Origin of the sequence: Collinsella aerofaciens (assembly GCF_028206795.1) — a bacterium.
GTDB lineage: Bacteria > Actinomycetota > Coriobacteriia > Coriobacteriales > Coriobacteriaceae > Collinsella > Collinsella aerofaciens_AX.
This window is the reverse complement of record NZ_JAQLFJ010000003.1, coordinates 1-10750: the sequence shown is the minus strand read 5'-3', so window position 1 is coordinate 10750 and position 10750 is coordinate 1. Positions and strand designations below refer to the sequence as shown.

Below are 10750 nucleotides of genomic sequence, written 5' to 3'. Positions count from 1 at the left end.
GCCCAAGGTCCGCGCCGCCATCAAGTTCGCCCGCTCCCGCAAGGGCCGCACCTGCATCATCGGCGCCCTGGACAAGGCCGCCGAGACCATGGCCGGCCTCTCCGGCACCCGCATCCACGAGTAGTCTCTACTCTGTTGCATCTCTTGTGGGCGCCAGGCAAAGCGCCCACAAACTAGCCTCTCTTCATGGGCCCCGCAGTCCGCTCCGACTGCGGGGCTTTTGCTATTCACCTAGTCCCCGATGGGTGGGTAGTCATTGGGGACGTTCTTAAACGACTAGTCAAACAAGAACGTCCTCAATGACTACTAATTTAAATCTGTCCCCAATGACTGCGGAAAGCGCATCTCACACCGACGCATTGCTTTCGGGCCCTCTCTCCGTGCTCCCTATAAGTTCAGCTGGACTCCCCGCAACCTGTTCCGCGTTGGCGGAACGAGCGCGACGTGGAGTGTCATTCTTTACCGCGTTAGACTAGACGCAGGGAAAGGAGGAGGACATGGATGCTCGCGTCAAGCAGCTTGTAAATATGATCGAGGACGCTCAGCCTGTCGCTGTCGCGGTGCTTGCCAAGCGTCTCGAGGTAAGCGAGCGCGCCGTGAGAAACTATATCCATCGCGCAAACGACAAGCTTGCGGGGGTTGCACGCATCGTTGGCAGCAAAGGGCAATATCGTATCGATGTTGCACATGCAGATGAGCTTGCTCGCTTGCTAGACGGTGCGGCTCTGGCCCATCCGGGCATTCCTGATACGCGCGACGGCCGTGTGTCCTTCCTTCTTAACGACCTCCTCATGCGGTCCCAGTGGGTGACGATTGAGGAGTATGCGGATTTACTCTACGTTTCGGCGCGAACTCTGTCCAATGACATGCGTCTGGTAGAGCAGAAACTCGCCCAATTTGACTTAACGCTCGAAAAGCGCCCACGCTACGGAATCCGCGTTGCGGGCGGGGAGTCGCAACGGCGCCTGTGCCTGGCCTCGCTGGTGAGGCCCGTGTTGCCCGACACCGACGATGCAAAGCTCGCCGAGCGCCTGCGGGCCATCGCCGCATGTGTGGACGATGCCCTGACGGCCTCGCCCGTCACGGTGAGCTCGCTGGCATCCCGCAATCTCATCATGCATCTTTACATTGCTCTTGGCCGCATCGAGCAGGGCTGCTATGTCCCAGCTGCAGAATCGGACGTTCAAAAACTGGAGGGAACGCGCGAATACGCCGCGGCTTTCCAGATTGCCGCAAACATCAAGGATGCCCTGGGCGTGAGCATGCCCCGAGAAGAGGTTGCCTTTATCGCAATCCATTTGCTCGGCAGGGGCACGGGCGTGCCCGAGAAGGGCTCTGCCGTTATCTCGGACGAGATGTGGGAGATTGCTTCCGAGATGGTACGTGCGGTCAACGATGAGTTTAGGTTTGACTTTAGCGGCGATCTTGAACTTCGCATGAACCTTGCTCGGCATATCGGCCCTCTGGGCTATCGCCTTGAATATCACATGCATATGGATAACCCCATGCTGCCCGATATCAAGACGAGGTTTCCGTTGGCCTATTCGATGGCAGCTGGCACCTCGCAGGTACTCGAGCGTCATTTTGGCAGCCAGCCCTCTGATGAAGAGCTCGGCTACATCGCCATGGCATTTGCCCTGGCCCTCGAGCAGCAAGCCGACCAGCCGCGTCGCAAACGCATCCTGATCGTGTGCGCCTCGGGAGCGGGAAGCGCCCGTATGCTCGAGCACCAGTACCGCAAGCAGTTTGGCATGTATATCGACTCGATTGAGACATGCGATGTCGCCCGCGTGGGAACGTTCGATTTTTCGCATATCGACTACGTGTTCACAACGGTGCCGCTCAACGTCAAGTTGCCCGTGCCCGTCCGCGAGGCCGATTTCTTCTTGGAGACGAGCGATGTCAACGCTATCCGCAAGGTGCTGAGCGACGACACTGCGCAATCGGACTCCGTGAGCTCTTTCTTTAGCCGTGCCCTGTTCTTCAACCGCGTTGAGGCGTCGTCGAAGCAGGCCGTTCTCCGATATCTCTCCGAGCGCGCCGTCGAGAGCGGCCGTGTCGATGCCCAGTTTGCCCAAGAGGTCGCCGAGCGCGAGAGCGCGAGTGCCACCTCGTTTGGCAATGGGGTAGCCATGCCCCATGGGATGCATCCCTTGAGCGCCGAGGCCTTTGTTACCGTGGGCCTGCTCGAACATCCCATTCTTTGGGACGAATACGGCCATGAGGTCGATATCGTCTTTATGGTGTCGTTTGCCCGGTCGGGCGGCGATGAGGCGCGGATCTTGAGCTCACTGCTCGCCGAGATCTTTATGGACCGCCAGGGGGTCGAGCGCCTACGCGAGCGCCGGTCCTGGCATGAGCTGATGGCGCTTGTGCAAGCGCATACGGCTTAAGACTTCTTTTGTCGATAACCCTGTCTGTCTACCTGCAATAAACCTCGAGGATTGCGGGCGGGAGATAGGCGTTTCGAATATTCAAGTACAAACCAAACATCACGGGAGAGGAGACCGTTATGGACGATCAGGGAACCGAGATGGTTTCGTTTCAGCTGGTCGCTGCAGCGGGAGAGGCACGCAGCCTTGCCTTCGAAGCCCTTGAAAAGGCAAAAGCGGGGGATTTTGACGCCGCCGCCAAACTCATGAAGCAGTCAAAGGATGCGGGAATCAAGGCTCACCACATCCAAACGCAGCTGCTTTCGACTGAGGCAGCGGGCGAGCATCTGTCGGTGGATGTGTTGCTGGTCCATGCTCAGGACCACCTCATGTGCTCCATGCTTGCTCAGGAGCTCGTGCAGGAGCTGATCTGCCTGTATGAGTGCACTGCAACCAAGAACGCCTAGCGGCGTGCGGTGACTATCCAACCAATCAATGCGAAGGGAATCCCTTATGAAGATCCTTCTTGTTTGCGCAGCTGGTCTGTCTACAAGCATTCTGATGAAGAAACTCGAGAAATATGCGGAGCAAAACGGCATCGAGCTCGATATCGATGCGGTGGGTATCGGCGAGTATCAGGAGACGTGCGCCAATTATGACGTGCTGCTCTTGGGGCCGCAGGTGTCCTACCAGCTCAACACCGTCAAGCAGGGGAGCGGTAAGCCGACCGCGGTCATCCCCGCACAGGACTACGGCATGGGCAACGCCGCCAACGTGCTGGCGCTCGCCCAGTCGCTGTTGGGTTAGGAGGCGACCATGGAGAAGTTCATGACCCTGCTTCAGGAAAAACTGACCCCTATCGCCAATTTCTGCGGCACCGAGCGCCACTTTGCCTCCATGCAAAAGGGCTTTATGAGCGCGATCAGCTTCATCTTGGTATCTGCCGTCTTTATGATCCTCGCCAACCCGCCGGTCACGGCCGACCTGGTGGCGCAGGGCGGGTTCTGGTCCGTCTTTGGCCCTTGGCTCGATTTTGCGACGGCCAATAAGCTCACGCTGCTCATCCCCTTCAATATGACGATGGGCATACTGTCGGTGATCGTGACGTTCGCAATCGCCTATAACCTGGCGGGCACCTACAAGATGCCCAAGCTTAACGCCGGCATGACCTCGCTGGTGATGTTCCTGATCGCCGCGGCGCCGTCGTCCTACTACCAGCTTGCTGACGAGTCCGTGCTCCAGGCGGTCCCCTGCACCTATCTGGGTGCGCAGGGCCTGTTTACCGCCATCATCGTTGCCTTGGTCTCCGTCGAGGTCACGCGCTTCTGCCAGACCAAGGGCATCACCATCAAGATGCCCGATGGCGTGCCACCGTTTTTGTCCGAAACCTTTGGCGCCATCGTACCTATGCTCGCCAACATCCTCATCTTCTTTGGCGGCAACCTGCTGATCCAGATGATCGATCCCGCGCTGTCCATCCCCTCGGTTATCGAGAAGCTGCTCGCTGCCCCGCTTTCCGTCGCAGTTGACTCTGTGCCCGGCGCACTGCTTATCTGCTTCATGACGCTGCTGTTTTGGTGCTTTGGCGTCCACGGCAACATGATCGTAATGCCCATCACCGCCCCGGTCTCGCTTGCCGCCTTTGCCGCCAACGCCTCGCTCTATGCTGCCGGGCAGCCGCTTGAGTTCCACCCGGTGCTCATGTCGTTGGCCATCAACCTCATCGGCGGCACGGGTAATACGTTCTCTTTTGTGGCGCTCTGCGCGTTTAGGGCAAAGTCGCAGCAGCTCAAGGCATTTGGCAGGGCATCGATCGTGCCGAGCTTCTTCCGTATCTCCGAGCCCGCGATCTTCGGCGCGCCCATCATCTTCAACCCGATCCTCATGATTCCGTTTGTGCTAGGCGGCATGATCTCGGCCCTGCTGTATTGGGGTGCGGTCTCACTGGGTCTTGTCTCTAACTTCTACATCTTGGTGAGCGGCACGTTCCCCATCTTCGTTCAGGGCTTTGTCCAGTGCCTCGACCCGCGCATCTGGGTGTTTACGATCGTTTTGATCGTGGTCATGGCTGTGGTCTGGTACCCGTTCTTTAAGGTGTACGATAACCAGCTCCTGGCTCAGGAGCAGGAGAACGCCGCGGCAGCTTCTGCCGAGGATGCTGAGTAGCATGAGTTACTTTGACAGAACGTCTGCCGCCGGTATGCCCGAGGGCTTTTTGTGGGGTGGTGCCCTCGCCGCCAACCAGGCCGAAGGGGGCTGGAACGAGGGCGGCCGCGGCATGTCGCACTCCGACCTGATCCCACAGGGTTCCGACCGCTGGGATGTAATGTTTGGCAGGCAAAAGCCCGTGGACGATCCGGACAGGCTGTATCCATGCCGCTGGGGCAACGACTTCTTCCATCATTGGCACGAGGATGTCGAGCTCTTTGCCGAGATGGGCTTTAAGTGCCTGCGTCTTTCAATTTGCTGGAGCCGTATTTTTCCCACAGGGATGGAGACCGAGCCCAACGGCGAGGGCTTGGAGTTTTACCGTCAGGTATTCGAGGCGCTGCGCGAGCATGGAATCGAGCCGCTTGTGACGCTGTCGCACTACGACTATCCGTTGGCTCTGGTCGAGCGCTATGGTGGCTGGCAAAGCCGAGAGATGATCGAGCGGTATGCGCACTACGTCGAGACCGTCGGACGCGCGTACAAGGGCCTCGTGCGTTATTGGCTTACGTTCAACGAGATCAACAGCGTGGCGCTGTCCTATCTCAACGCGGGTGTCACGCTCGAGGATGAGCGTGACCGTGCAGCCGTGACCGCGGCGTTCTCGCACCATATGTTTATGGCGAGCGCTCGCGCTGTCGAGATTCTGCACAAGATCGATCCCGCAAACAAGGTGGGTTGCATGGTCGCTGCCGGTGCGACCTATCCGTACCGTTGTGCGCCCGAGGACGTATGGCTTGCGTATGAGGAGGACCGCGGCCGCTACTTCTACACAGACGTGATGGCTGCGGGCGCCTATCCTGCTTGGAAGCTGCGTGCACTCGAGAAAGAGGGTGTTCACGTGCCCTTTGAGCCGGGCGATACGGAGTATCTGGCAGAGCATACGGTCGACTTCATCTCGTTCTCGTACTATTGCTCGCGCTTGGTGTGCGCCGATGATCAGGTGATCGCCGAGAAGGCGGAGGGCAACGTGTTCCCGACGTTGCGCAATCCGTACCTCAAGGATAAAGAGACTGCCTGGAAGTGGCAGATCGATGCGCTGGGTTTGCGCGTGACGCTTGCCGGCTACCACGATCGTTACCATCTTCCGCTCTTTATCGCCGAGAACGGTGTGGGCGGACTCGATGCGCTGGAAGACGGCAAAGTCCACGATGCGTATCATATTGATTACCTGCGAAGGCATATTCTTGCGCTGCGCGATGCAATTGTCGAGGACGGTGTTGACCTGATGGGATACACGCCGTGGGGCTGTATCGATTTGGTGTCGGCCTCGACGGGGCAGATGAAGAAGCGCTATGGCTTTGTTTATGTTGATGCCGATGATATGGGCAAAGGCACGTTCGATCGCTACCGAAAGGACAGCTTCTGCTGGTACCAAAAGGTCATTGCATCAAATGGCGAGGACTTGAGTTAACTCTTGCAGGTCTGTTGCCCCCGCGGTCCGCTTCGGCCGCGGGGGCTTTTGCTATTTACCTAGTCCCCGATGAGACCCTCATTCTGTGGGTAGTCGTTGGGGACGTTCTTAAACGACTACTCATTTAAGTCTGTCCCCAATGACTGCGGAAACCCGGCACTTGGGGACGTTCCTTTCTTGCCGGCAGCTTGGGATAGTCCTTAAAGCCCGCATCGATCAACTGCGGAAAGCGCATCCCAGAATGAGCTTCCAACATGGGACGCGGTTTCCCTTGAGGCCCTCAAACGGAAAATGCATCCCGGAAATATGCCGAAAAGTGGCTCTCAGTTTCCCAAACGGACCGCTAGCGGAAAGCGCATCTCACCATTGAGTTCCAAAGTGGGATGCGCTTTCCGTACCGGCGGTTCCTGGCAATCTGGGACTACTCATTTAAGTCTGTCCCCAATGAGTGTCCCCAATGACTAGTAGTAGGCCCACATGGCTTCGATTTCGTTGAGGACCTCCACCACGCCCCAGCGGCGGGCGCTGCGGCTGGCCGAGTTGGGGTCGTAGACGTCAATCTGGTTGGCATCGTCGATGCCGTAGAGCACGATATAGTGGCCTACGTTGGTAAACGTGCCGGGGCGCACTGCGGCGATGACGGGCGCACCCGAGCGAAGTGCTTGGGTAATCGATTCGCGATTGTTATAGAGCTGTGTTCCGTTGAGCCCCAGCTGCCACGCACCGCCTGTCATAAACGACCACTCGGTGGCACCAGTGGGGGCGTAGTTGCCGGCTTCGGCCAGTGCGCATATATCGACCGGCGTCTTATCGGTATGGCCGGTCTTAAAGATATAGACCATGGTGAGGCAAGTGGGACCGCAAGCGTTTTCGCGAATAGTGCCACCGGCATAGGGCAGCTCCGACCATGCGGGGTCAATTTGGTAGATGTGGGGCATGGTGCCGGCCTGCCATTGCGAGCGTGGGGTCGAGAACGCGAAGGAGTAACCGGGCGCGACGGGAGCTTTAAGCAGCTTGTCCTCGGCAGTGGGCTCAAGACCGGCTGATCCGTGGGAGATACAGGATCCCAAAAACACAAAGACGAGGCAGGCGGCAATGGAGCAAAGCGCAAGGCGTAGGCGGCGGGCCGGAAGCACGTGGCTTGTGGTATGCGACGCGGGGTGGGGGGCGGAATTGCCGCGATCGCGTTGAGGTCGCGAAAAGGAGCGTTTAACGTAGTAGTCGGTCTTACGGCGATCGTAGCGGCGCGGCTGCGATGTGTCGGTCTGGCGTTGGCGTGTGCTCGTACTCATGCGGTCTGACTGCTGCACGGTACGGCTTTGTTGCCGCGAAGAAGCCCCGAGCTGCTCTTGGGGGCGCTGCGGGTTGTCGTTGTCGGAGGTGCTTCTGGGCGTTGGCGTGGTGCGGCCGGCAAGGCGCACGCTTTGTGGCCGTTGGTCGCCGTCATTGTATCCATATGCCATTCGAATCACCTTGCCTCATGTGTAACTTGTCTATCCTACATAAAAAGAGGCGCGACACATGGGTATGTGCGCCAAAAGCCTGACAAATGGTATGAACGTTGCCGCGCCGCGCGCCAAGCGTCACGGCAACAGGTATTCAAAAGCAGACAAGATGAAAGCGTCCAAGACGAATGACGTCTTCCGCCGTTCGTCCCAAAAACGGCGCCGCTCGTTTTGCAGTTCTGCCTTCGGTCGAGCCACAAGCGGCGCTGCTGTGCCAAGGCCGTATCTTAAAGCCACGAAATAAAAGCGCGCGGCAAAACAGACCGCGCAAGGGGTGACGCCAAAGAGGCGTCAATAAGGAAAGGAGGGGAACAATGGCGGACAAGAACGCAGAAGTTGCAGTCGAAGGTAACGGCGGCATGAAGAAAACGCTTTCGCTCTGGAACTTCTTCACCATCGGTTTCGGTGCCATCATCGGTACTGGTTGGGTCCTGCAGGTCGGCGACTGGATGGTCGTGGGCGGCGGTCCCGTTCCCGCTATGATCGCATTCCTCTTGGGTGCAATCTTCCTCGTGCCCGTCGGAGCTGTTTTCGGTGAGCTCACGGCTGCTATCCCCATCTCGGGCGGCATCGTCGAGTATGTCGACCGTAGCTTTGGCCGTACGCTGAGCTACATCACCGGTTGGCTCCTGGCCCTGGGCAACGGCATCCTGTGCCCGTGGGAGGCCATCGCCATTTCGACCCTCGTGTCCGAGATGTTCGGCAGCCTGCCCGGTCTTGAGTGGCTGCGCGCCGTCAAGCTCTACACCATCTTGGGCGCCGACGTTTACTTGTTCCCGACGCTAATCGCGCTCGGCTTTGCAGTCTACGTCATCTTCCTCAACTTCCGCGGTGCCAGCTCGGCCGCCAAGCTCCAGGCCTTCCTGACCAAGGCTCTGCTCTGCGGCATGCTGCTCGCCATGGGTGTCTCGCTGTTCACCGGTTCGCCGGAACACGCCATGCCCGTGTTCTCCCAGGTCACCGGTGCTGGCGGCGGCAAGCCCGCTACCGAGGGCACCAGCCTGTTCGCCGGCATCGTGTCGGTCCTGGTTTTGACCCCGTTCTTCTACGCCGGCTTCGATACCATTCCTCAGCAGGCTGAGGAAGCAGCCGAGGGCCTCAACTGGAACAAGTTCGGCAAGATCATCTCCCTGGCCCTGCTGGCCGCCGGCGGCTTCTACATGGTCTGCATCTACTCGTTCGGCACCATCCTCGACTGGCATGAGTTTGTTAAGAGCCCGGTTCCCGCGCTTGCCTGCCTCAAGGGCATCAACATGCTCCTGTACCTTGCCATGCTCGTCATCGCCACGCTTGGACCCATGGGCCCGATGAACTCCTTCTACGGCGCCACGAGCCGCATCATGCTCGCCATGGGCCGCAAGGGCCAGCTGCCCGAGAAGTTCGCCGAGGTCGATCCCAAGTCCGGCGCTCCCAAGCTCGCCTGCGCCGTTCTGGGCGTCATCACCGTCATCGGTCCGTTCCTGGGCAAGAACATGCTCATCCCTCTGACCAACGTGTCGGCTCTCGCCTTCATCTTCTCCTGCGGCATGGTCGCCCTCGCTTGCCTGCGCATGCGCTTCACCGAGCCCGACCTGCCTCGTCCCTACGAGGTGCCCGGCGGCAAGTTTGGCATCAGCCTCGCTGTCGCTGCCTGCGCCGTCATCATCGGCCTGCTCGTGGTCCCGTTCTCTCCCGCCTCCCTCAACATGGTGGAGTGGAGCATCGTGATCGGCTGGCTGGCCGTTGGCCTGGCCCTCATGGCCTTCACCAATTCCCGCAAAAAATAACGCCTAGCCGGGGCGGATCGGGTGCGCGGACCCCTCTCTTCCGCGCACCGAACCCGGCACCACTTGGGTAGCTTTGTGAGGCCTTAACCCAACACGGCCTCGCCCACTATATGGATCCATAAGGAGGAACCATGTCCACTAAGTATGCAATCGTTGGCGGTAAGCTCATCGACGGTACCGGTGCCGAGCCGGTCGAGAACTCCCTCGTTCTCGTCGACGACAATGGCAAGATCGAGTACGCCGGTGCTATGCAGGACCTTCCCGAGGGCGTTGAGGTTATCGACGCCGCCGGCAAGACCGTCCTTCCCGGCCTGATCGACACCCACCTGCACTTCTCGGGCAACTTGACCGACGATGACACAGACTGGGTCATGCAGCCGCTCCTCGAGAAGCAGGCCGTCGCCGTTAAGCAGGCCTACGACTGCCTCACCCACGGCCTCACCACCGTCTGCGAGATCGGCCGCTTTGGTATCCAGATCCGTGACTGCATCGACAAGGGCGTCTTTAAGGGCCCGCGTGTTCTGGCCACCGGTCTGGGCTTCTGCCGTGTTGCCGGCCACGGCGACTCCCACCACTGCAGCCAGGAGCTCAACAAGGAATCGCACCCCTGGGGCGATCAGGTCGACGGTCCTTGGGATCTGCGTAAGGCCGTCCGTCGTCGCCTGCGCGAGAACCCCGATGCCATCAAGATCTGGGCTACCGGTGGCGGTATCTGGCGTTGGGACTCCGGTCGCGACCAGCACTACTGCTCCGAGGAGATTCAGGCCGTGGTCGAAGAGGCAAAGATGGTCGGCATCCCCGTGTGGAGTCACTGCTACAACAACCACGCCGCCGCCTACGATTCCGTTCGCTTTGGCTGCGAGCAGCTGATTCACGGCTTCGATATCGATGAGCGCACCATGGACCTCATGGCCGAGCAGGGCACCTTCTTCACCCCGACGATCGCCTTCCTGCCCACCTGGTACGCCACCTATCCGCCCGTCTACGTCCCCGAGCTGCATGACAAGTACGAGGGCACCCTGGTCGAGAAGGAGCTGCAGCGCAACTACGACTGCCTGCGCGAGGCCAAGAAGCGCGGCGTCGTCATGACGATCGGCTCCGACTCCTTCTCCTTCGTCACCCCGTACGGCACCTGCTCCATCGAGGAGATGTACGAGTTCGTCGACAAGATCGGCTTCACCCCGGTCGAGACCATCACCTGCGCCACCCTCAACGGTGCCAAGATGTGCCACATCGAGGACGAGACCGGTTCCATCGAGGCCGGCAAGTGCGCCGACCTGCTGGTCGTCAACGGTGACGTCGCCGCCGACATCCACGTGCTCAACACCGACAACATGGACGTCATCATGAAGGACGGCTGGATTGTCGAGGCCGGTACCTTCGGCGAGGCAAACAAGTACAGCGCCTAGGTTGATTTTCAATCTCAACGCAACAGCTTGAACGGACCCCGCGTTTCCGCAGCTAGCGCAACGCGGAACTAGCTCC

Annotated in this window: 8 protein-coding genes and 1 pseudogene; 8 read left to right on the top strand and 1 reads right to left on the bottom strand. The window is 59.5% G+C overall.

The window, feature by feature from the left end; genetic code table 11:
- From PMX70_RS02415 to PMX70_RS02390, 6 genes and pseudogenes are all read left to right on the top strand, one after another.
- A pseudogene (locus tag PMX70_RS02415) lies at nt 1–124 on the top strand (carbamate kinase); the annotation flags it as partial.
- A 373-nt stretch (nt 125–497) separates the two neighbouring features.
- Nucleotides 498–2393, top strand: coding sequence for a BglG family transcription antiterminator (locus PMX70_RS02410; protein WP_271742769.1), 1896 nt, complete (start codon nt 498–500; stop codon nt 2391–2393).
- Nucleotides 2394–2512: 119 nt separating this feature from the next.
- Nucleotides 2513–2839 carry a PTS lactose/cellobiose transporter subunit IIA gene (locus PMX70_RS02405; protein ID WP_117648559.1) on the top strand — a complete coding sequence of 109 codons (327 nt, stop codon included), beginning with the start codon at nt 2513–2515 and terminating at the stop codon, nt 2837–2839.
- A gap of 46 nt (nt 2840–2885) precedes the next feature.
- Nucleotides 2886–3179, top strand: coding sequence for a PTS sugar transporter subunit IIB (locus tag PMX70_RS02400; protein ID WP_117648560.1), 294 nt, complete (start codon nt 2886–2888; stop codon nt 3177–3179).
- A gap of 9 nt (nt 3180–3188) precedes the next feature.
- A complete protein-coding gene (locus PMX70_RS02395) occupies nt 3189–4538 on the top strand; it encodes a PTS sugar transporter subunit IIC (RefSeq protein WP_117776361.1) in 1350 nt (449 codons plus the stop codon).
- Nucleotide 4539: 1 nt separating this feature from the next.
- Nucleotides 4540–5994, top strand: a complete 1455-nt coding sequence (locus tag PMX70_RS02390) for a family 1 glycosylhydrolase (RefSeq protein ID WP_271742768.1) — start codon at nt 4540–4542, stop codon at nt 5992–5994.
- 461 nt (nt 5995–6455) lie between these two features.
- On the opposite strand, the gene PMX70_RS02385 is transcribed toward PMX70_RS02390, so the two are convergent.
- Nucleotides 6456–7286, bottom strand: a complete 831-nt coding sequence (locus PMX70_RS02385) for a C39 family peptidase (RefSeq protein ID WP_271742767.1) — start codon at nt 7284–7286, stop codon at nt 6456–6458.
- Nucleotides 7287–7813: 527 nt separating this feature from the next.
- On the opposite strand from PMX70_RS02385, the gene PMX70_RS02380 reads away from it, so the two are divergent.
- Both PMX70_RS02380 and PMX70_RS02375 read left to right on the top strand, forming a co-directional pair.
- On the top strand, nt 7814–9265 hold the full coding sequence (locus PMX70_RS02380; RefSeq protein WP_117646630.1) for an APC family permease: 1452 nt from the start codon (nt 7814–7816) through the stop codon (nt 9263–9265).
- A 131-nt stretch (nt 9266–9396) separates the two neighbouring features.
- Nucleotides 9397–10674 carry a metal-dependent hydrolase family protein gene (locus tag PMX70_RS02375; RefSeq protein ID WP_117633809.1) on the top strand — a complete coding sequence of 426 codons (1278 nt, stop codon included), beginning with the start codon at nt 9397–9399 and terminating at the stop codon, nt 10672–10674.
- The last annotated feature ends 76 nt before the right edge of the window (nt 10675–10750 follow it).